Source organism: Microcoleus sp. Pol7_B2, assembly GCF_036701035.1.
Taxonomy (GTDB): domain Bacteria; phylum Cyanobacteriota; class Cyanobacteriia; order Cyanobacteriales; family Microcoleaceae; genus Microcoleus.
Map to the genome: position 1 here is coordinate 1 of NZ_JAUBQB010000063.1, position 22,583 is coordinate 22,583.

14 protein-coding genes are annotated in these 22,583 nt (G+C 48.8%); 3 read left to right on the forward strand and 11 right to left on the reverse strand.

Annotated features, from left to right (window positions below; genetic code table 11):
• Positions 1–408: 408 nt before the first annotated feature.
• From QUA57_RS20905 to QUA57_RS20930, 7 genes are all read right to left on the reverse strand, one after another.
• A complete protein-coding gene (locus QUA57_RS20905; RefSeq protein WP_333063385.1) occupies positions 409–5,721 on the reverse strand; it encodes a response regulator in 5,313 nt (1,770 codons plus the stop codon).
• A 51-nt stretch (positions 5,722–5,772) separates the two neighbouring features.
• The gene (locus tag QUA57_RS28760; protein ID WP_445304498.1) at positions 5,773–5,898 is read right to left on the reverse strand and encodes a helix-turn-helix domain-containing protein; all 126 of its coding nucleotides are present in this window, start codon (positions 5,896–5,898) and stop codon (positions 5,773–5,775) included.
• A gap of 22 nt (positions 5,899–5,920) precedes the next feature.
• Positions 5,921–6,592, reverse strand: a complete 672-nt coding sequence (locus tag QUA57_RS20910) for an HNH endonuclease (protein ID WP_333063386.1) — start codon at positions 6,590–6,592, stop codon at positions 5,921–5,923.
• Positions 6,593–6,733: 141 nt separating this feature from the next.
• A complete protein-coding gene (locus tag QUA57_RS20915; protein ID WP_333063387.1) occupies positions 6,734–9,829 on the reverse strand; it encodes a methyl-accepting chemotaxis protein in 3,096 nt (1,031 codons plus the stop codon).
• A 147-nt stretch (positions 9,830–9,976) separates the two neighbouring features.
• Positions 9,977–10,510 (reverse strand): chemotaxis protein CheW, encoded by a 534-nt coding sequence (locus QUA57_RS20920; protein ID WP_039887356.1) that lies wholly within the window; start codon positions 10,508–10,510, stop codon positions 9,977–9,979.
• Between the two features lie 698 nt (positions 10,511–11,208).
• Positions 11,209–12,447, reverse strand: a complete 1,239-nt coding sequence (locus QUA57_RS20925; RefSeq protein ID WP_333037496.1) for a response regulator — start codon at positions 12,445–12,447, stop codon at positions 11,209–11,211.
• A gap of 206 nt (positions 12,448–12,653) precedes the next feature.
• Positions 12,654–12,956 carry a hypothetical protein gene (locus QUA57_RS20930; protein ID WP_333063388.1) on the reverse strand — a complete coding sequence of 101 codons (303 nt, stop codon included), beginning with the start codon at positions 12,954–12,956 and terminating at the stop codon, positions 12,654–12,656.
• Positions 12,957–14,072: 1,116 nt separating this feature from the next.
• Here QUA57_RS20930 and hmpF point away from each other — a divergent pair.
• Positions 14,073–15,821, forward strand: coding sequence for a pilus motility taxis protein HmpF (hmpF, locus tag QUA57_RS20935; RefSeq protein ID WP_333063389.1), 1,749 nt, complete (start codon positions 14,073–14,075; stop codon positions 15,819–15,821).
• Here hmpF and tilS read toward each other — a convergent pair.
• The 3 genes from tilS to ccsB all read right to left on the reverse strand — a co-directional run bounded on the left by tilS (position 15,818) and on the right by ccsB (position 18,855).
• Complete coding sequence (tilS, locus tag QUA57_RS20940) at positions 15,818–16,963, reverse strand: tRNA lysidine(34) synthetase TilS (RefSeq protein WP_333063390.1); 1,146 nt, start codon at positions 16,961–16,963, stop codon at positions 15,818–15,820. The two genes, hmpF and tilS, sit on opposite strands and share 4 nt — an antisense overlap.
• 127 nt (positions 16,964–17,090) lie before the next feature.
• The gene (locus QUA57_RS20945; protein ID WP_333063392.1) at positions 17,091–17,516 is read right to left on the reverse strand and encodes a KGK domain-containing protein; all 426 of its coding nucleotides are present in this window, start codon (positions 17,514–17,516) and stop codon (positions 17,091–17,093) included.
• 268 nt (positions 17,517–17,784) lie between these two features.
• Positions 17,785–18,855: a c-type cytochrome biogenesis protein CcsB gene (gene ccsB, locus QUA57_RS20950; protein ID WP_333063393.1), complete on the reverse strand. Its 1,071-nt coding sequence runs from the start codon at positions 18,853–18,855 to the stop codon at positions 17,785–17,787.
• A 32-nt stretch (positions 18,856–18,887) separates the two neighbouring features.
• Here ccsB and QUA57_RS20955 point away from each other — a divergent pair, with 32 nt between their 5' ends.
• Complete coding sequence (locus QUA57_RS20955; RefSeq protein ID WP_333063394.1) at positions 18,888–19,325, forward strand: hypothetical protein; 438 nt, start codon at positions 18,888–18,890, stop codon at positions 19,323–19,325.
• Between the two features lie 207 nt (positions 19,326–19,532).
• Positions 19,533–20,441, forward strand: coding sequence for an Rpn family recombination-promoting nuclease/putative transposase (locus tag QUA57_RS20960; RefSeq protein ID WP_333063396.1), 909 nt, complete (start codon positions 19,533–19,535; stop codon positions 20,439–20,441).
• 225 nt (positions 20,442–20,666) lie between these two features.
• Here QUA57_RS20960 and QUA57_RS20965 read toward each other — a convergent pair whose 3' ends face one another.
• Positions 20,667–22,445, reverse strand: a complete 1,779-nt coding sequence (locus QUA57_RS20965) for a GmrSD restriction endonuclease domain-containing protein (protein WP_333063398.1) — start codon at positions 22,443–22,445, stop codon at positions 20,667–20,669.
• Positions 22,446–22,583: the final 138 nt, after the last annotated feature.

Genomic DNA, 22,583 nt, shown 5'->3' on the forward strand with positions numbered 1-22,583 from the left:
TTTTTTTCTAATTAACTATTTTTATCGATTTTATCATGATCTTACCTCTGTCTCACATTTATTTGAAATGACTATAACTTTGCATTCGGAAATTTACGTTCGCCTTTAGCGTATCTTTCTAAAAGTTCTTTAGCATCCATAAATCACCTCGATCGCCCTTCCGCTAAACCCCACTTTCCCAGCCTACCACCAAAACCGAAAGCGCGATCGAACATCTGCGTCAATCCGCGTTAATCCATTTTCATCTGCGGTTCGAGAAATTCCCTTTTTTAACCGCAGATACAGGCAGATCAACACAGATTCACGCAGATAAATTAGAGATTATCTGCGTGAATCCGCCTCTATCAATTCTTATCTGCGGGCCGAGAAATTCTCTTTTTTAACCGCAGATAAACGCATATTTACACATTACACACCAACCGGAGCACCAACAACCTCACCTTTCAACATCCGAGAAGCAGCATCAAGCAATTGCTCCTCCAAATAAGGCTTAGTGAAATAACCTTTCGCGCCCAAACTGTAAGCCATTTGGCGGTGTCTGTCAGCACCGCGAGAAGTCAACATCGCGATCGGCAATTCACACAAAACGGCATCCTTCTGCATCCGAGAAAGTAGTTCCAAACCGTCCATTCTCGGCATTTCAATATCGCAGAAAACGATATCGCAAGGCAGACCAGATTTCATCTTTTCCCAAGCTTCCTTACCGTCGCGAGCTTCTTCCACACGATAGCCAGACTTCTCGAAAGTAATCGACAATAGCGATCGCACCGTAATCGAGTCATCGACAATCAGCACAGTCGGCTCAGTCTTCTCGATTTCCGCCTCCGCAGCAGCCCGATCGCCCTCATCCCAAAGCGTACCGCCAGTGTCCTTACGCAGCCTTCCCGTAGCCAAATCGATCAGCTCCAAAACGTCCGCAATCGCCACGATCCGACCGTCCCCGAGCACGGTGGCCCCAGCAATCCCGATCGGCTTCGGCACCGGCCCTTCCAACGGCTTGATCACAATTTCCTGTTCCGTCGAAACCTGATCCACCTGCACCGCCAAGAAATTGCCAGCAGAGCGCAGCACGATCACCGAAATCATGTCATCGTCAGTATTAAACCCGTAAACACTGCCCCGACCCAAATGGCGGCTGTAAGCCAGCAGATCCCGCAGCGGCCGGAACGGCAAGCTTTGACCCCGCCACTCAATGCAAGGCAAACCATCCGCCCCCGTCGTTACCTGATCGCGAGGCACATCGATCATATCCTCGACCCCATCCATCGGGAAAGCAATGCGAGCGCGATCGCTAATGCAAGTCAGAGCCTTAGAAATACTCAACACCAGAGGCAAACGGATCGTAAACACAGTCCCCTTGCCGATGGTTGAATCGATCGACACAGTGCCCCGAATTTCCTGCAAGGAAGTCTGCACCACATTCATACCGACCCCCCGGCCGGCATACTCCGTAGCCTGTTCCTGAGTGCTGAAACCCGGCATAAACAGCAAATCGTAAACTTCCGAGCGAGACATCCTCTGAGCCTGAGCCGCCGTCAGCATACCCTGCTTAATCGCTTTCGCCTTCACCCGTTGCGGGTCAATCCCCGCCCCGTCATCAGAAACCGAAACCACGGTTTGGTTCCCTTGGTGGAAAGCGCGAATCGTAATCCTGCCGACAGCAGGCTTCCCAGCCGCCAGACGCACCTCCGGCGGTTCGATCCCGTGAGTAATCGCATTGTTCACCAAATGAGTCATCGGGTCATATAGCTGATCCACAATCATCTTGTCGATCAAAATATCCTTACCCTCAACCTGCAACTGAGCCTGCTTGCCGCACTTAATCGCGATTTCCCGCACTGCCCGGAACAGCCTGTCCGTCGTCTCCGCAAACGGCTTCATCCGGGCGCGAGTCAAACCTTCTTGCAGTTGAGTAGTGACTTGTCGCAGTTGGCGAGTCACCTGATCCGCCTCATCCACCAAAAACTCAATGTCCGCGGCCGACTCCCGCACCCGCACGATCAGCTCAATAATCTCTTGAGCCAAACTGTGGAAAGGAGTAAACCTGTCCATTTCCTCCGGTCTCCAGGCACTTTCCCGGGTGTGGGCCGAATCCTCAGAGCGCCAGGCCGATCGGTGTCCCTGCCGGTTTGCCAGCAAAGCAATCTCCAAAAGACTCCGCTCGTAGAAATCCTGAGTCCGCTGGCTCACATCGCTCAGCAGCGCAACCTGGTGCAGCAAATTGTCCAAAAACTGCCGCATCCGTTCTTGGTCTTGCTCCAAACTGTTGCGGTTTACCACCAGTTCGCCCATCAAATTGCTGAGGTTGTCCAGTTGCTTGACCGGCACCCGCATCGTCTGGTCGCCGAACCCGCCCGCGCGGGCATTCCGCCTGGGTCTGTTGAGCGCCGACTGCCCCATATTGCCTTCTCCTTGGCGGCCGCTGTCCTTTGGATCTTCCAGCAGTTTTTCCAAATCGCCAAATTCGTCGTCGCTCTCATCGGCAGCAGTGCGCGGAGCTTTACTAGCAGTTGTCGCTGGTAGCCCGTGAATTTCCGGCATAGTTGCGCTCTCGCTAAGGAGTTCTTCGAGATCCGAGAAAACTTCTGTATTTACCGGACTCTGATTTGTGCTTCCAGAAGCTGCTATGACAGCTCCAGCACCCCCTGCAATTAACAGTGCTTCTAAATCGTCAAAATTGCCTTCGGCATCCTCATCGCCTGATTCGTCCTCGCCAAAAAAGTCTGCCAGCGACCCCTCATCTAACTCCGAGGAATCGCCCTGGGCCGACTCGTCCTCAGCGTCCCAAAAGCCCGTCGTCAGTTCCGAAGTCACCAGAACCTCAGCATCGAGCGAATCCAACAAATCATCAAAACCCTCCAACTCTTGGTTGTTGAGAGTAGCCCCGGTTTCCATCGCCGAGAGCAAGTCAGCATCGCCCTCAAACATACCATCGAGAGATTCTGCTGGCAGTGGCTCTAAATCCGCACTTAAAAAATCCGTTTCCAGGGCATTAAACAAATCATCTTCGCCCTCAGACTCCCCGGCGGCATCTGTTGCGGCTCGATCGAACAAATCCGCACTCGCCTCGTCGAACAAACCATCGGCAGGTTGGGCAGACAACTCCTTCACATCCGCAGCGCCGTCATCTGGCGCCGATCCAGCATCGCCTGGGTGCACCATGCCTTCCCCAAACATATCCTCCAAGAAATCGAAAGCTGCGCCCTCATCAGATTCGACATTGGAAATTTCCGACTCAGGACGATCGTCGGACAAAGCCCCACGTTCAACCTCTGCCGAATTTGTCAAGCCTTGGTCGGAAACAGCCGCACCATTGTTCTCGAACAAACTCCCCAAGTCGCCCTCCTCAACTCCCACATCCGCACTCAGCAATTCTGAATCCCCATCCTTCAGCCAAGCCCCACGGGCTTGCCCCGAAGCTTCTCCGTCATACTCAGTACCCGTAGGTACAGAACCGAAAAGCTCAGCCAAATCGGCAGCTTCTCGGGAGGTAGCCACTCCTTGCCGATCCCGCACAGTCTGTTCATCCTCAGAAATCGCGTCTGAGGTCATATCCCCAAACAGCGCATCTAAATCCGTATCGTCCAGCTCCAGGTTGAGCGATTGCACAGACTCGTCTTCCATGCCGAAAGCATCTTCTAGCCAGTTTTCATCCGCAGAGATATCTAAATCAGAATTTGATGTCATGTTAAGAACGTTGCCCATTTCCTCATTTTGTGCGGTGCCTGCAGCTTGATCTCGATCGCCCCCGTTCTCCCCACCTTCGTCTTCTGAAGAAAGGAAATTAGAAGTAATCCCCATCAGCTCGCTCAAATCCGAATCCTCGCCAAGCTCAGAGAACAAATCAAAATCATCCATTTCAGGCAGAGCAAGCGCTTCGGCATCCGCTGAATCATTATTGCCCCCCCCTGCTGCAGGCTCCTTCGATTCTCCGTCTAAAGCCTCAGACTTCAGGGAATACTCCGAAGAGACTGCCGGCCCACCTGTTGCCTCAGATAAGCCTAAATCACCGAACAAGTTCTCGAAATCAGCATTGTCCGTACCACCAGCAGAAGTTTGGGCAGCCACTTCGTCCAAAAGCGTACCGAGAGCATCTTCGTCCCCTTGTCCCCTGGCTGGGGCCACCGTGTCCTCTCGCCGCTCCAAACCGCCCCTACCGTTACCCGTTTTAACCTGTTTGCGAGTTAACCGCTGGCTCGAACCCCCATTTTTCTGACCGGCAGCCAATGCCGATCCCTCTGCCTCTTCTCCAAACAGCAAATCCTCCCCAAACAAACTCGTCAGGTCATCAATCGGAGGCTTCGTGTTCGTTTCGGAACTTTCGGCATCGTATTCGTCAAACAACAAATCAGTAAAATCGCCGGAATTGTCATCGTCTGACCCCAGCATTCCCGCCGCCGATATCCCAGAAGACTGTGCATAGTCGAGGTCTTCTTCTTCTTCCCAAGCGCCGTCGAGCTCCGGGGACTCGCCGTCAAACAAGTCAGCTAAAGTGTTGAGTTCTGCCGCGCCCACTTCCGGGCCGGTGCGGGTCGAGCCTCTAAAAGCACCCGTCTCCATATCCGATTCTGCGAAGGCGGAATCCTCATCGAACTGGGACGATCGAATGCCACTGTCATCGTTGCTGTCGCCGCTGTCGAGTTGGTCGAACAGCTCGTCTATACTCAGCCCAGAAATAGTCGGCAGCAACTTGTTCAATCCATCCGTGGCATCGCCCGATCCCACCAGATCCCAGGCCTCATCCTCAACAGAAACCACATTTGTCCCGGATTTACTCGGTTGAGCGAAGGCCAGCAAATCTTCAAAATCCGTTTCTGGAACCAAAACAGCCGGCTGCAGCGCCAGAAGTTTTGCGCTTGGTGCGATCGACGATTCTAGACCAGAAATTACCAGTTCTTGCGCTTGTTTGATGTCTTTGATCACCGTTGGCGCTAAGGTACGGTAGCTATTTTCTGGGTTGGCGATCGCCTTGGATACAGCTTGGATCAATTCTATCCAGCAGGGCAGTTCAAATTCTTCCCCTGCCCTGAGCAAGTTCCGACAAATGTTCTTGAGTTGCCGCCTGCTTTCTGGCCCCTCGGGCTGTTTGAACTCTTGCAGGAGTTCCCGCATCCTCGCCGGCACGTCCGAGTCAAATACTAGCTGCAGCGCGCTGTCTTCTGTTGCTCTGGCATCAGGTGCGTAAACTGACCGCGAATCTGGAAAACTCCTTGATGAGGCAAACGTCCCCACTCCCACCCCCGCCATAACTTGTTCGGGTACTGGCATCGCGTAGCTATCGTCTGCATGGTATTCTCCGTGTCCAACGAGTCCCCCCAAGTGCCCGTTGAGCTCTTCAAATACTGGTTCTAATTCTCGAACCATCTGTTCTCCCAATTCTTCTGTCAGTCCAAAAGGCCCCGACAGTTGCTCTAACAGCCCTTGCAATGTGTCAAAAATTCGCAGAAAAAGGGACTCTAGCTGTTGGTCTACTTTAACGCTGCACTCTTTTAAAACTTTAAAACTATCTTCTAGTCGGTGAGCTGTTTGCTGAATGCTCGTCAGCCCCAGCATTGCTGCTCCTCCTTTGACAGAGTGAGCGGCCCTAAATACTTCGTTGACCAGTTCTGGGTCTTCGATCGTGGTTTGCAGATTCAGCAACCCTTGTTCGATCGTATTGAGGTGGTCTTTTGCCTCCTCAATAAAGTAGCCCATTATCCTCTGTTGTTGCTCCGGCAGCATAGTTTTATTCCTGATTTTAAGCGTTATTGTATTGGGTCTATGTTAGTAGTTCTAGAGAAGCTCTCTGTATATCTCGCCCCTTGCCAAGAGAATAATCTGACTGCGAGATATGGCAAATGTCCTGGCTATTTTTGCTTTCGATATGCCCTCACTTAAAAGATAGCGAATCTCCCGCACTTGTTCGGTTTGGAGTTTGCGGTTAGGACATATCTAGCCGGGAACGCAAGGAAAGCGGTTTTTTTCGCTTGGCATCGCGGGAGTTATCGGCGGGGGTTCCTTCCCACAAATGGTCGGGATGGATACAATCGCGATCGTAGCAACTATGACCCGCAAAATAACCGGGTTTGACAGGCCTTCCCAGTTTGTGTTCCCGTACAAGTCTGTGACCGTAGAAACTTTTTGTTTTGCCATTAATTTTAGTACCTTTAATGGCGTCACCATCACTTCTTTTAGCCAAGGTACAAATCATGCTGCGGTTCGGCTGTATTTGGTTTCGAGTACCGGGAATTATTTCTTGGTCTGGCAGTTGTTTTTGATGTTTCGGTGCAGATGTACTTCGGACATCTTTAATATGTTCTTTTTTAAACCGATATTGAGAATTTTCCCGCCGATAAACTTCCCACAAATGGTTAGGATTAATGCAGGTGCGGATATCGCAAGTATGGCAAGCAAAGTCTTCGGGTCTGATTTGCAGATCTAATGAATGTTCTAATACTAAACCATGGACAGTAAACGTTTTCCATCCACCGTTAATGCGAAGCCTTTTATTGGCATAGCCCCAGCTATTTTTTGCTAGACTAGAGATAATACAGCTCATCGGCTGAATCTCGCCAAATATGCCGTAAATTACCTCTACTATGTTATCCTCCATCTGTGCAACTCCTACTTTGTTTAGGTGTTGAATTAGCAGCCTCGCAGTGGTTTCAAGACTGCGAGGTTGCTTTTGGTAGGCCATCATTGCCCGACCAACTTGCTTGTAAATCAGCCAGCAAAACAAGCATTAGACACTTAATTATTGTCTTTCTGCTGTTTCTACTCGGAATCTTTCCACCGATGTCAAAAGGTCGCGAGCAACGCCTACCAAGTTTTGCAAAGCACCCGAAACTCGCTGCGCTTCTTGGGATGTTTCCTGAGCAGTTAATTCCACCGCTTGCATCACACTGGCGACCGCGCGAGCTGTTTCGTTTTGCTCTACAGTGTCGGCAGTAATCGATCGCACTAACACGTCAATTCGATTAGTTACTTGAATGATATCTTCAAGCGATCGCTTCGCCTGTTCTGCCAATCTTGTCCCCTCAATAACCTGCTGCGTCCCTTCTTCCATCGCCGTCATAACCGCGCCGGTTTCGCTTTGAATTTGCATCACGATCTGTTCGATTTCTTTCAAAGACTTAGCCGATCGGTCCGCCAATTGTCGCACCTCGTCTGCCACGATCGCGAAACCCCTGCCCGCTTCCCCAGCTCTCGCCGCCTCAATACTGGCGTTGAGGGCCAACAAATTCGTCCGAGAGGCGATCGTCGCAATTAAAGCCACAATCTTAGAAATTTCTTGAGAAGCTTCGGCCAACCGCTTGACTTTTCTCGTGGTTTCTGCTACCGTTTCTCGAATTTCCAAAATCCCGGCCACGGTTCGCTCCACAGCCTCGCCTCCTTTCAGAGCCGTTGCCGCCGCGCCCCGGGCCACTTCTTCCGCCTCTCTAGCGCTCTCTGCGACCCGCTGAATCGCATCGGTGAGGACTTGCACCGAATTCAGCGTTGCCGCCAGTTCCTCAGCTTGCCGCAGCGCGTCGGAAGACAAATCGCCCGCAAACTTAGCACTATCTGTAGCGCCTTTGCTGACCTCCCGAGCCGCCTGCTTCACCTGATGGACAATTTCGCGCAGATTTTGAATTGTCAAGTTAAACGAGTCAGCAACAGCACCCAAAACGTCTGCGGTCACTTCCGCAGTCACCGTCAAGTCACCCCGGGCCGCTCCTTCCACGTCGTCTAGCAAGCGAATCACTTGGCGCTGCAAGTCTTCTTTTGCCTGTTCCTGCTCGTCAGACTTGCGCCTGGTATCGCTAATCGTGGTTTGGATGACCTTCGCCATGTGGTTGAATTTAGCAGCCATTTTGCCAAATTCATCTTCCGAGTAAACCGTAGCGCGAGCATCCAAAGTTCCTTGAGATACCGCATCGAACTGAGCTTGCAAATTGTCCGACGACTTGCGTACCTGCTTGGCGATCAACTGCCCGATGCCCCAAGAAGTTAAAAAGCTGGTAAAGCCTGCTGCTGCTGTCATTACCCAGCCTGTTTGGCGCAGGTAAACGATCGCCTCGGGTTTGTCTTGCCGCAGAGCTTGATAGGAGGCAATGTTGGTGACGAAAGCCACAGCTACCAGAGAAACCAGTCCCGCCCCGATAGCCGTGTACAACTGTTTTGTAAACAAAGGGGCATTTTCCAAGAAAGCCAGTCCCCCCTGTTCTACTGTTACCGAAGTATCGACCGCTTCTGTTTCGGTGGGAGAAAAATTCGACACAGACGCATCAGCCGGGCCGCTTATGCTAAATATTTCGTCATCCCGAATTGCTGAGCCATCGCTGTTGTCAAAGTCCAGGCTGCTGCCGGTCGTTCCCATCATGCCGCTGGTCGAGTTGCCGAAATTGGTGTTACCTCTAGTCAAGATCGAACTGGTGGCATCTTCTGAGATATCAAAGTCCGGCAAATTCCCCAAATCGTCAAATTCGTCAAATTCGTCTAAAAAGTCGCTGTGTTCTTGAGCGTTCCCAGTTTTTGACGACCAGGCGCTGTCGTTCTTGTCGGACGCCCCGAAAGCTGTCGCTTGTTCGTTTTCGTCGAAAGAGAAAGAATCGCTAAAAGCGTCGTCTTCAAAAGCATCTAACTCGAAGTTGTCTCTAGAGCTAAATGCTGGGGGTTCCGAGTCGCTGTAACCGTTGCTGTTGGCGGAAGATCGATCGACTGAATTAAATTGTCCCCGGCTCGACCTTTGACTTTGAGAGTTAGGGACAGCACCTCCCATCAACAGCGTTTCGTCTTCCGCCAGCGAATAGTTTGATGAGTAGTCCGACCCGTTATTCGGCTGCTTGTTTTGAGGCCGAGAAGACCCGAAACCCGACGAGGGCATCGCCTCGGCAAACGGGTCTTCCTCTTCGGCCAGAGGTGCGTTATTACCGTAATTTTGGCCGCTCTGGGGCGGGGCTTGGAAATCGTAGTCGGAGTTCTCGTCGAATTCGTCTGGCAAATCGAGCCCAGCAAAAGGTTCGCCAAAATTGTCCGAGGGCCCGATGGGGGAGTCTAGTTGGTTCGAGTCGAAGGAATTCCCGGTTTCTGAAGAGGCAAAACTTTGACCGTTGAGCATCTGAGTCGGAGCTTCTGAAAACGAATCTCCTGAGTAAGGTGCGCTTTTCTCAGACACTTTGCTGCTAGACACGTCAGCAGCATCAAACCCTCCATCATCTAAGGCAAAAGGGTCTCCAAAGTCCGAGTCGGCAAACTCGTCTATGTCGTCTAGCGAGTCGGAGGTCTCAGCATAAGCTGCCATTCCGCCGCTGTCGCCACCAAACGGGTTAGAATGTGAGGCTAAATCTGGGACTGAGCCGGCGCCATCGTCGTCTTCTGCTTCCCACCCCAAGCCACTCATGCCCAAGTCTGCCAAGTCCTCGTTTTCCAGGTCGTCTGAGGATTGACTTCTATAGGAAAGGGATGGGGAATTGCCTTGGAAAAGTCCCAAATCCGGGTCTTCTAACCCTTCATCAAGAGATAAGTCTGGGTAGAATTCTAATTCAGTTTCAGCAGACAAAGCCTCGAAATTTTCCGTTTGCAGCTCTCCAGATAAAAATTGGTCTGTGTAGGTAATTCCGTTGTGAGCGTGTTCCACCAAACTCGGGTCGTCACTCAGGCCTAGCACAACTGTGTACTGTTCCCGCGCCACCTCATACTGTTGCAGCCCGTAGCAGTAAATGTGTCCGCACAGCAGGCGAGCGCTGGGGTCTTCGGGAAAATCTTCTACTAATTGATAAACTAGGGCTGCGGCTTCTGAATAATTGCCATCCATGTAGGCCGCTTCTGCCCGTTGGTAGTCCTGCTGAAAGTTGGTACTTGTTGCCATTTGCCGCCCTCTTTGGATTTTAGATTTTAGATTTGAGATTTTTGATTTTTATCTTGAATTGAATGTTTAGATGCGCGCCTCAAGTCGTGTGACTGTTGATGGTTAGACCTCAATCGAAAATCGCAAATCGCAAATCTAAAATCGATTTCACGCTGCCCACCGCGCCGAGCGCAGAATTTTCACTTGATCTAGCAGTCGGAGCACTTTCTGAGCTGGTGCACCTAACATCCATTCTCCCCTCAGAAATGGAATCATGCCGTCTGGTGCATTGTTCTGAGAGTGCAGTTGCTCTACGTCGAGCCAGTCCATCCCCACAATTCGATCGACTGCTAGCCCCAAAATCGTGTCTTGGTCTTCCACAGCCACGATCGGGATTTCGGGTCTATCTGTGTTGAGAGGTGTTTGGTCTCCCAGAAATTGGCCGAGGTCTGCCACCCAAATCACTCGTCCTCTCATATTTAGCGTACCTAAAAGCAAAGAGGAAACGTTGGGGATCGGTGTCATTCGGTCTGGGGAAGGGGATAGTACCTCTCTAATCCCTGTCGCCGGCAGTGCGAACTCGTTCCCCGAAGGAACGTAGAACCGCAGGTGCAGCTCGCCTTCGGGAGTTTCTAGTTCTTGGAATTCCGGAGCCGGATCTACGCCTAGTCCTGGTAATATAAAGTCTGGGCTACCGCTAATCATAATTCTGACACCTGCATTTCTAGCAAATTGTTGAGGTTTCCTGCCAAGAAGAACTCGATGGAAACTTCGATGGTCGAAACTTGACACAGCCAAGCTTGACACAGCCCAGGGGTGAATGGCGCGACTTCCGGAGGTCCTTGGCAATAAATTTGCTCCGTCAATAATTGACTGCCATCAATAAATTCGCGCGACCAATGCTTACAAATTAGCTCAAATCGACTACGAACAATTAATTTGAAACCCCTAAAGCTTCACTTTGTACTCCCACCGCCGTCTCAATTGGTAAAACTCTGGGTAATTTCTGCGATGAATGCTAAACCGATACTCGGATTAGCGAGGAGTTGTTGACATGGCTGGTGTCGCGACAATCATGAACGGAGTCACTTAAGAGTGAGAATTGGACTCTCTGACTTTGTACAGAAATACCTAGCAATAAGTAGCTCTGTACATCAGTTTTTCGGAGCGGCTGCAAGTGGAGAACAAGTATATTATATTTGCACTTTGAGCGTGTTAGACCCACTTGGGCCTAGAAATTGAACAGAGTTTTACCGACGCCCTTATGCCAGCGCGCGGATTAATACATTCTAGTTTATGGTGCGATCGCCAATAGTACCCCCAGCTTTCTCTTTGTGGCGGCCGAGACTCGATTTAACCGCAGGTACAAAAAAGCTCCCATCAAGGCATGGGTGCAAAATTTATTTTTCTTCTAATTGGTCTTCTAGCGAGCGGTCTAATAATCTTTCCGAGAGATTGAGCCGAGGGTAGCCCGGGCCCACATATTTTTCTACCAGCATCAATAACTCGCTTTCACCAAAAGGTTTCGTGTAAAAGTCTGTAGCTCCAGCCATGCGGGCTTTAACGCGATCGATAAATCCGTCGATGCCCGTCAGCATCACGATCGGCGTCTGCCGGAAAGCGCTAGAACTACGCAGCATAGCGCAAATTTCGTAGCCGTCGAGTTCCGGCATGGCGATGTCACACAGAATTAAATCGGGTTTGAGTGGAAACACCAAACTCAGGGCTTGGAGGGGATTGCCGATCGTAGTAGCTTCGTAACCGTGTTCATTTAAAATTGACTCGACTGTTTTGCGAATAGTATTGTCGTCGTCAATACAGACAACTCTAGGAACCTTAGTTTCTGGCGACGACCATTCTTTTTTGTTGTTGGTGGGGGCAACAGAGGGTTCGTAAAATACTTGCACCAATCCCTGCTGCACAAAGGGGTAAATCGCTTTAGCGACAGTGAGCACGTCTCGGTTGAGGTAGCGCGCCATTTGGCGGATCGAAGTGTGCCCGTCGGCCCAGCGTCTGAGAGTATTAAAGGTATTGACAGGCAGCGCGACTCGCAGCTCGGAGGGGTCTGAAATCACCGGGCATTGGTTGGGCGACTGAATGTGAGGGTGAAACTGCTTCCACTGCTGCACCTGTTTGACAATCTTGGCCAGCAGCGAGCTAATTTCTAAGCTGGTCAGTTGAGGAGCCAAAGCTGGGCCCATTTCAAAAGTGAAGGAACCCTGGTGGAGACTGAGTAAGTCAAATAGGGTTTCGTGGATCATGCTCTGGATGATGTTGCGCCCTTGAGCTGGGGTGAGGATGTGGTTTTCTAGCAGGGCCCATAGGTAGCCGTATTCTGGGGCATTGGTAGATGCCATATAGGGAACTTGGATTTTGTCGAGGGCGGTATCTGCTTTGTAGCGGCGCAGGTAGTCGCGCAAGCGAAACAAACTGCCCGCACTCTGGGTAGCGTAAATAATCTGACCGTTGAAGCAGAAGACATACCAGGATTGTCCTGCAAGGGAGCGCAGGGTAGGTTGAGTACCCGTGCTGCTGCCGGTGGAGGTGTAGGCCTCTACGAACAGTTCTCCGGTTCGCTGACCTAACTCAATCAATTGCAGGATGCTGCGGATGTCTATTTCACTCAAATTTCCCTGCATGCAGCTAAAGTATCCTCCTTAAAACCGTTGGCGTCTGAGCTCGGAAAGACTGTGAGCTGGCGAAAAGATTGACTTTAGTTTCCGTCAATAATTTACGCGCTGATGCCGATCTCACAATTGGGAATTGACGAAAGGGCTATACTTGCTGTCGCTCCTCGGCCGGGCTACCAGTCCACAAGCTGAAACCGCGAAACTCGCGGCATTCTCTAAGTGTAGAGTTTCACCTTGTATTCCCACTGTTGCTTAAACTCGTAGAATCCACACCGCACGATTGCACGGGTTCTTCGAGTGTGCAACGCTGGCATTCCCGACTGGTTCAAGTCTTCGATGGCTAAAGTTTTGAAGTTTTTGGCTGAGTATGCCGTCAGTTTATCCAACACATCTTGGCGTAGGTCAACTTCAAAATAGCGAGGATTCTCTGGTTTTACCGCTGCTACCAGCAGCAAGTGCCGAGCGAGGCCCGATGGCAACTTGAGGCTAGTCTGTTGGGTTGGATGAGTTGCGATCAAGGTTTTTTTGGGTTTGCCACAGCCCTAAAATCAGGTGCAGTCAAAATGAACCTTTGTTGGCAATTGTCAGGAAAACCCTCAGTGCCGATCAACCTTTTTGCTCGCCTGCAGCGAGCGTCATAGGCTCGCGTCATTACCCTATTCTAAGGCAGCGCGGCTCAAATCCCTAGTCCGCCGGAGGAGGGCGCCGGCTTGGGGGCAGCGAGGGCTTTTGTGGCGATCGACCCCTAACTAAGTTGTGAAATCAATAGAAAGTTTTTTATCGAAACGCCAGAGACCAGCCCTGGGCTAAGGACATGGGGATTTAGGCCTGGGGCTTAGTTGGTAGGGACTTTTAAGTCTCGTGAAACGATTGTGTTGCTAAAACCAGAGTGGTATAATCGGCACAGAGCAATTCGCCAGAGTAAGAATAATTTTCAAGCCATTGAAATATCCTAGAGGGCGAGCAACCCCGGTAAGGCACTAATCCGATTAATTCGGAATAGTTAAAGGGCAAATAATTGCAGCATAGGTCACGTTCAACCTTAAAAATATGAAGGACTCAGCAAGTATGCGCTCCGGGATAAGTAAAGTTCTTTGAGTCAGTAGAGGGATATTTGAATGTCCCGTTGTCGTCTTAAAGGTGGGCAAGAATCCCCGGCTTTAGATGTGGGGAGGTTCAAGGACTGACCTTTTTCAGGTTTGGCCTATGGCAGTCTCCGCAGTGAGAGCTAGTCTTTAATCAAGCGGCATGGGTACTGCTGTCTCATTCCTCCAGACAACTGGCGGCGGCCGTACTTTATGGAAGTTCTCCCGTGAGAACGTGCTATGCGTGAGTGCTGCTAAAGTTAGAAAAAAATGCTATCCCCCGATTGGGCAAACGATACCAAAAAGTAAGACTTAAGTGGCAAAAAGTTATCCTTACTTGCCTATACTTGTTTACTTTAGGTAAGTTGACTAAAAATCACACGCAGTGTTATCTTTAGTCAAGAACCTTTGGCTTAAGGGGGATAGCCTACTTATGTTGGAATTAGCCGTCTACCCAACAGCGTAGGAAGTAAACACCACTTATCTTTTAGGCCTTTAAGTAACTTAAAGTAAGTTGGGATAGGTTTTACGAAGCAGAGGACTATTAGTGTGCTGTATCTAGCGGAAGTACAAAAACAGAGAAGCGGCTTTGGTCTCGGTGGCGGTAAGGCTGAGCTGAAACTGCTAGCTTGTCAGCGAGGCGAACATAACTGGAGCGCCGTACCAGGCGATGACGCGATCCCAGTTGAGGAAGCTAATAAGTTTAACGACGGCACGCTGGTGCTGGTTGAGTTGAGCGCTAGCAAGCAAGTGCAGCGGATTCAGGAGGCGGCCCGCCAGTTGGTGAGCATTCTGCAAAATTTCTCGCGATTGCAGGATAAGTTTAAGGATAAGGAAGAGGAAATTGAACAGTGGAAGGCTTCTCTGACGTTTTCGAGTCAAGAACTCAATCGCCGGGAAATGGAAATGCAAGCCCGGGAAGAGCAGTTGGCTCAAATGGAAGAGGAGTTGGAGCGACTGGAGGCTCAGCGCTCAGAAATTGAAAATACTCGAGATGAAGCTAACCGACTGCGAGAAGAAGTCGATCGCAGTCGTGTGGAAATTGAGACGGCTTGGGAACAGTTGCGAGGCGAGCAGCAACGGGTGGCCCAGCAGCAGTCTGAGGTTCCGCAGGGGGCAGTAGTTGATGAGCAGCAGACCCAGAGGATTCAGGAGTTGATGCAGAAGCTGGGAGGGGCAATTGCTTCTGCCCAAGGGGTGCGGGAACAACTCAATCAGTCTTTTAGTGCCGTGGGCGCCCAACAGGCAATTCTGGATCAGCACTGGCAGCAGTTGGAGCAAAAACAAAGCATAGCTCAACAGCAACAAGAAGAGGTCGATCAACAAAATCAGAGCCTCCAAAACCGCTGGCAAGAGTGGTACCAATCTCAAGATGCTTTGGCCGGGGCTCGGGCGGAGCTTAAAGGGCAGCAAAGTACCCTCAGCGCTAAGCAGGACCAGGCTCAGTCCGTGTCTTTGCAGGTGCGGGCTGTTGAGGATCTTTACCAGCAAGTTTCCAGGCTCGCATCTGCTTCGGGTGCTGCTGCAGGTACGGAGCAGAAAGTAGATGTGTCAGCTTTGGAGAAGATGCCTGTTGATGAGTTACAGGGGCTGGTGCAACACCTGCAACAGGATTTGGAAAAGGTGTTCCGGTTTGTTAACGATCAAGAGGAAGAGTTAACTCTGCAGCGGGAGACAATCGAGGAACTGCAAGGGAAAATTCAAGCTGCTAGCGAGTACGATCGCATGGCTTTGGAAAATGAAATGGCAGATGAACTCGAAAGTTATCAGATGTTAAACGAAACTCTGGTGGGACAGCGCCTCCGGTTGCAGGAACGGGAAGATGTTTTAAAGCAGCATCAGGCGGTGCTGTGGCGGCGGCTGGGTACTGCTAATGCTCCAAAACAAGAGCGAGGAGATATTGATTTGGGACCGATTGTCGCACAGCTCAATACTCAGCGCCAGCAGCAAAGCCAAGAATTGCAAAGATTGGAAAACGAAATTCAGCAGGTGCGGGAAGGCATATCCCAAATTGAGGCAAATGTCAACCGCCAAAATGGGGAAAGTGAGGCGAAACGCTACGAACTCAAGCAGTTAGAGCAGAATTTGTTCAACCAGAAAGGTGCAGTGGCGCAACTCTGGGGCAGGCTGAATGTTTATCAAGAAATGTTGCAGCCGGTGCAGGACAATTTGAATGCGCTACGGCAAAAGCTGGAAGCGGTGGCGGGGGAACTCGATCGCGTGCAGGAGACGGGAGACGAGCAAGATCGGGTAGTTTCCGAGTTGCGGCAAGTCCTTTCGGGTTTGATAACAGCTTAAAATTTAATATCTAAAATTATCGAAGGGTGTTCGACTCGACCGATCGCTCCTCCAGGAAATGGATCGGTTTGCGATCGGTTGGGCGCTACGATTAAACTGGTTAGTTTTTCTACGCTTTCAAAACTCGGCGCCGAGGGCAATATTTGTTGCAGTAGTTGCCGCATTGCGCGTCGCTGCAAGGCCAGGGGTGCTTCACGCAAAATCGAGCGATTTAACTTCACGGGAAGTTGAAAATTCATCTGCGGGCTGTCTGCAATTGGAGACATTGCTCGCTGTAGCAACTCGCTGGCTGCAAGTTCGAGATATTCTACGTCGGCGCGGAGGAGTTCGGCTGTTTGAGCTAGCGCTTGTTGGGCTTTTGGGTTGAAATGAGTTTCCAAATAAGGCAATAATTCCGATCGAATCCGGTTGCGACTATATTGCAAGTCTTGATTTGTGGAATCTTCCCAAATGGGTAGTTTTTGCTCTTGACAAAATTGACCTGTTTGCGATCGAGTTATTTCGAGCAAGGGACGAACTAAATAGATTTTAGATTTTAGATTTTGGATTTTCGATTGGGAATTTTCATGCAGATTTTCCCATCTAAAATCGGCAGATATTTGGGAGTTGAGATTTTCGCCGGGATTCCCCAATCTAAAATCGGCAATCGGCAATCTAAAATCGAGCAGGGGCCGTGTCCAGGTGAGGGCGGAAAGTCCGTCGGCACCGCTGCCGCGAATCAGGTTGTAGAGGAGTGTTTCGGCGCGATCGCTGGCTGTGTGGCCTGTAACAATGTAGGGGTAGTTGTGGGCGATCGCAATTTCGGTTAAAGCTTGATATCGCCACTCTCTGGCCGCTGCTTCTGTTTTGGGGATGTCCGAGGCTGTTTCCAAATAATAGGATATTCCCCAGTTTCTAGCTAATTGTTCTACATGATTGGCCGAGGCTTCCGAGTCAGAACGCCAACGATGATCGCAGTGAACAATTGCTAGGTTCCACCCCCATTTTGGCTGCAAATCTAGCAGTAATTTAATTAAACACAGAGAATCTTGTCCGCCGGAGACTGCTACTAGCAAGCGCTGATTCGATGGCAATATTTGTCGGTATAGCAGCGTCCTGTGAACTTGAGCGTGCAGGTGCGTCCAATTGGAAGATTCAGCCATGAGAGCAGTTTTTCATTAAGCAAAAATAAGGAAGTTAGACAACGATCAGTGTACGGAATTTAACCGATGGATTTTGAGCAAAGAAGGGGAAGCATCCCCCTCTCCCAATCTCTCAGTCTTTGCCTTCCTAGCTCCACATTCCTATACTTTGGGGGTCGCGGTCTGGATACCTAGAAATAGGAAAATGATTACTTATTTCTGTTGAGTCACATTGATTTAATCGCTCATCTATATCGGTTTGATTTGAGCTATCTACGGCGTAGTTTTGCACGGTGTCTGATCTTTCAGCAGCGGCAGGAAGGGCTTTTTGTTCTTTGATTTCAGGTTCGAGCGGAATGAACTCCAGACGCATTCTAAGTTTTCCTTTTGTCCAGTCTTTGCCAGCACTTAATAGCTCGCAATCCAGACCGTCTGAAAATAATTTTTCGTCTACTAATTTCGCCTGCATAATTGCCATAAATTCGCTGACTTTGAATGTACATTGATACATCAAAGCGCTGGTAGGGGCAGACACAACATCGTCTTCTTGGGGAAATATTGGCGATTCGTCCATATTAATTGTCCTTATTTTAATGAAGGAAGTTCGGCAACGGATTTTGTAACGGATGTAACGGATGTCAGGAAGACAGAAGTTAGAAGCAGGAAGAAGGGCCTTCGGCGAAGCTGAGCGGGTAAAAAAAGGGAAGAAGGAAGATGGAGTTAATTATTAGAATCTCGTTGGTTGAGTAAGGTGGGAATTGCCCACCCTACAACTGGAGATGATATTAATCCCGATTCTTTGACTTATCCTGTTCTTCTTTGGCCCATTGGTGGATCAGGAATTAGAAAAACCAACCGTAGGAATGTAAACCTTTGCCTAACAGATTGACGCCTAGATAGCAAATCCAAACTACCACAAAACCTGTGGCGGCTAAAATTGCTGGGCGTCTTCCCTGCCAGCCACGAGTAATGCGGGCGTGCAGGTAGGCAGCAAATACCAACCAAGTAATTAGCGCCCAAGTTTCTTTCGGGTCCCAACTCCAGTAAGATCCCCAAGCTTCGTTAGCCCAAACCGCACCGGCAATAATGCCAACTGTCAGTAAGGGGAATCCTAAACCGATGATGCGATAGCTAATGTTATCAAGAGTTTCTGCTAGATTCAATCGCTGGGGCGAGAGAAGTTCTGCGGTTTGAGTTGGGGCGGTTGATGAGGTTTGAACGGTGGCTAATTCGAGCACTGCGGTGGTGCCCAAACCGTTATTGTTGGAGTTGAAAGAGGGTTCGCTGAAAGCTAATGCGCTGTCGGCGCTGGTTTCTGCAATTTGAGGTTCGGGGTTTTGAGGGCGTTGGAGGCGGTAGTTGCTGTTGCGGTTGCTGTTGGTGCCGAAGGAACTACCCGTGAGTTCGATTTTTTGGCCGCGGGTGACGATTAAAAAGGCGATCGCCAGTAGCGCTCCTACCATTAAAGTTGAGTAACTGAGCATCATGACGCTAACGTGCATCATCAGCCAGTTGGATTTGAGGGCGGGTACTAGGGGCTCTGCAGATTGCATGGTTTCAGGCAGAGTCAGGGCTGCAAAGGCGGATATTGCCATTGCTACGGGGGATGTGGCTACTCCTACTAAGCGGGAACGACTCATGTTTTCCGCGACTAGGTGGATGGCGGTGATTCCCCAAACTAGGAAAAATAGGGATTCGTAGAGATTGCTTAAGGGGAAGTAGCCGGCTTCTATCCATCGAGAACCGAGTAAAGCGGCGATGGATAGGTTGGCGACGGCCATTCCTGCGGTGCCTAGGGCCCCCAGGTAGGGAATGCCGGGGAATGCTGCGCCAACCCAGTAAATGAGCATTGTGGAGAACAAAACGGCAAAGGAGATGTTGTCCAGCCAGTTCTGGAGTACGACCAGATCCATAAAAATTACTCCGGTAGTGTTTTTACTTATTTTTGCTAACTAGATCGATCGTACTGGGGTTGGGCAGTTTTGGGTTTGGGATTTTGAATTTTTGTGGCAATTATGAGTGGTTGGGGGTTGTTGAGGTGCGAGTGGGCGATCACGCGGACGCATCAAACAAGCTACTATTGACCCACCAGACGAGTGTCACCCCCGTCAAGTCACGCTTGTTGATTCTGGCTGACGGCTTGAGGTTGGACGAGTTGAAAGTAAGGAAACACGGAATGCTGATGGGCGAAATTCGATCGCCCATTAACAAAATTAGGACTTACGCACGGGGGGCCAGAAACCGGGTTTTTTTAGAAAAATCCTTCGTTCGTACTCGAAGATTAAGTAAAAAACCCGGTTTCTTTGTCGGGAGTGCGTCTAGGACTGAAAATATAGGATATTTTTTGATCTGGGGCTATCGGGAATCCTTTAGAATTGATTGAGCTGATTACCCATTTGCTGTTTTTGCAACCAGCAAAAAAACGGAAGCCCCGGACAATGGTTGTGGATATTCCCCAAATTTTAGACTAAAGCTTAACCTCCCAGATTTATCAAGGCGAGTCAATTCTAAAATCTAAAATCTAAAATCTAAAATCTAAAATCGACTGACGGTTCGAGCAGTTGCATAGGTTAGAGGAGATGTTGGGTTAATGCGTCGAGATTCAATATTTTACAAGTTATTTCAAGAAGCTCCGACGCTGCTGTTTGAGCTATTGGAAGAGTCACCATCGAATGCGGAACAGTATCGATTTGACTCCGTTGCTGTGAAGGAACCGAAGTTTGAAATTGATGGGGTGTTTTTGCCGCCGGATGCTGAGCCTGGAGTTGTATATTTCTGTGAGGTGCAGTTTCAGCGGGATGAATTGCTTTATGAGCGATTGTTTGGTGAGTCGTTTTTGTATTTTTATCGCAACCGTCAGCGATTTACAGATTGGGAAGCGGTGGTAATTTATCCGAGTCGATCGACTGAACAATCAGAAACGCATCCGTATCGATCGCTCTTGAACTGCAATCAGGTGCATCGGGTATATTTGGATGAGTTGGGGGAGATTGAACAGTTGCCGCTGGGGGTGGCGCTGATGGCTTTGACGACGATCGACGAAGCGAGTACGCCCGAAGCGGCGCGATTGTTGCTGGCGCGATCGCAGCGGGAGGAATCTGAGGCAGCGAGTCGCGCCATAATAGAGATGCTGACGACAATACTGGTTTACAAGTTTACAAATCTGAACCGAAGGGAGGCAGAGGCGATGTTAGGGATTACGCTTGAGGAAACTCGGTTTTATCGGGAAGCTAAGGAAGAAGGCATCGAAGAAGGCATCGAACAAGGCATTGAACAAGGCATTGTGCAAGGTCGCGAACAAGAAGGAAGAGCCTTGATTTTACGTCAGTTAAATCGCCGTCTGTTAAATCGGCGAGTTGGAACATTACCGGAATCTATCACCACTAGAATTGCTGATTTGTCGATCGAGCAAATTGAAACTCTAGCAGAGGAATTGTTAGATTTTCAGTCGATCGAGGATTTAGAGGTTTGGCTGGAGAATTTGCCGCAGGGAGAGTGAAACGAGGTTAGGAATTGCACTTGAGGGGGCGATCGCGCCATTTACGCGCACAAACACATCAAACCTACTCCCCCTCTACTTCCTGGGTTTTGGGTTTTTTTTGGTGCATCCGCCGTTGCTGAGAGGATATTAAGGGTGCGATCGGGGATGATTCCGGCGGATTAGAAGCGGATTGATGATGGTGGAAGATGTTTTGGGCGATCGTACTTTTCTGATATTCGTAAACTACTTTTGGAAACTTTGAAAAACAGCCATTAGTTTTTGCCCTTTAGCTTCTACAGTTGAAGTGTCCTCTCTAATAAAAGCTTTTTCACCCACGAATGAAACCTCTTTTTGGGATGGGATATTTATTCTAATCACAGAACATCCCTTGTAGCATATAGTATCAATTTTCGTCAGAACCTGAGTTTTTAAGGGGTCTGTCAAAGCAGATTTTTTAATGGCATTAATTAATATCCCAACATGATCCTCTAGTGTTTTACCTAAAAACTTAGCTTCTCTATCAATTCCTACAACATATCTATCATTGATTTCAATAGGATTAATCTCATCTAATTTTTTAATTTTTTCTGCATCTTCCTTTTTGTCAGCTACTCCAATGAAAATATATCCATCTGTATCGGGATCGGAGTTGGCAATTCCGCAAATTGTCTCAACAAGTCTCTGGGGTAAACCATCATTTAGTTTTCTACTTGTTGGTGACAGATCGAGGAAACCTTGCTTGCACTCGTACTTAGCAGTTTCTATACGAGAACGAAGTAAGGAATTTTTGAATGTTTGTATCAACTCAGCACCTTGTCCTAGAGTGGATTTATCTTTTTTGGCGAAGTAGTCTTGTATTAGTCCCTTAGTTTGATTAATATTTTTAATACGATCCGTTATCGCTGCATATCGCTTGCTTAGCTGTAACTTCTGCTGAAGCTTTTTGAGTGCTTGCATAATCTTTTGAGGGTTGGCAGGTCGAAGTTCTGAATCAATTATTAATTCAAAAAATGCCATGAATATTGTATAGAAAGCCTGCGGTATTGGATTATTAATGCCTGGGTTTACGATATTTTGTAAACACTTACTATCTGAGCTATATGTTTCAATAGTTCCTCCCAGAAGGGAGAAGGTTTTTACAATGTCTTCTTCTAGTTTTTTGAAGCCATACGTTGCAAGACTATTCTCTATTAACTGGAATTCGTTGCTCTCTTCATCATACAGACTATCTAGCCTCTCTCTGCTTCTTTTTAGAGGTTGATTAAGTAATATCGATGCTGCAATATCTGCTATCATATCTTCATCTTTACTATCACGCAGGTCAGCTATACTAAGAATTCCTTGCTTGCACCACAAAGTGTCTTCTGCTTGAATCCCATAACCTTGATTATTCTGTTTGGAATCAATACTAACCTGGGGCATATCAAATAAGCGAAGCGTTTTCCGAGTATCATCCCCCCGCAACTGCATAGCAATTGTACGAACCACTTCTGCGAATGATGTCGTTACACCTGCTTGTCGTCTCTCTTGGTTGCTTAAATGCTTACCACCGGAATTTATTCGGCCAAAAACCTCTGTTATGTCGCTTTCATCCATTGCAGTGTAAATGGTTACTGCAAGCTGATAATCTAAAATATCTGCACATTCTTTTCTATCTAATTTATCTAAACTTTCTTCAAATTCAAATACCTTGTCATCAGCTAATTGTTTGGCATAGGAGAACTCGTTAAGATCGAAATACCTGCCCTTAAATGCAAATAAATTTTCAATGAAACCACAAATAGCATTAAGTCGCTGCATACCATCTATGATCTCATACTTTCCACTTCCATGAACTTGAGGACGTTCAGCTAGTAGAATCAAAGGGATTGGATATCCCTTTAAAAGGCTTCCAATCAGTTTTTCTTTTTCGTCAACTGACCAAATTAATTTTCTTTGATACTTTCTGTTTACCAATAAGTTACCTGACCGATAAAGCCGATAAGCCTCAGTGACTGTCATGCCGCGTGGAACAATGCTCATACTCCCGCTCCCGATAAGTCAAGATTTTTATAATACTATATAACTGTCGCTCGAAGATTATGCGACAGTTATAGCGCAAATTTGCTAACAGCCGATCGCCCGCAAAGTCAAACAGTCGATCGACTAAAACAAACCTCA

Bases quoted from the DNA above. Each gene is read 5' to 3' on its own strand.
- QUA57_RS20960 (WP_333063396.1), top strand. From the start codon at position 19,533: ATGCGTCGAGATTCAATATTTTACAAGTTATTTCAAGAAGCTCCGACG.
- QUA57_RS20925 (WP_333037496.1), bottom strand. From the start codon at position 12,447: ATGCAGGGAAATTTGAGTGAAATAGACATCCGCAGCATCCTGCAATTG.
- tilS (WP_333063390.1), bottom strand. From the start codon at position 16,963: ATGGCTGAATCTTCCAATTGGACGCACCTGCACGCTCAAGTTCACAGG.
- QUA57_RS20945 (WP_333063392.1), bottom strand. From the start codon at position 17,516: ATGGACGAATCGCCAATATTTCCCCAAGAAGACGATGTTGTGTCTGCC.
- ccsB (WP_333063393.1), bottom strand. From the start codon at position 18,855: ATGGATCTGGTCGTACTCCAGAACTGGCTGGACAACATCTCCTTTGCC.
- QUA57_RS20965 (WP_333063398.1), bottom strand. From the start codon at position 22,445: ATGAGCATTGTTCCACGCGGCATGACAGTCACTGAGGCTTATCGGCTT.
- QUA57_RS20905 (WP_333063385.1), bottom strand. From the start codon at position 5,721: ATGCTGCCGGAGCAACAACAGAGGATAATGGGCTACTTTATTGAGGAG.
- QUA57_RS20910 (WP_333063386.1), bottom strand. From the start codon at position 6,592: ATGGAGGATAACATAGTAGAGGTAATTTACGGCATATTTGGCGAGATT.
- QUA57_RS20915 (WP_333063387.1), bottom strand. From the start codon at position 9,829: ATGGCAACAAGTACCAACTTTCAGCAGGACTACCAACGGGCAGAAGCG.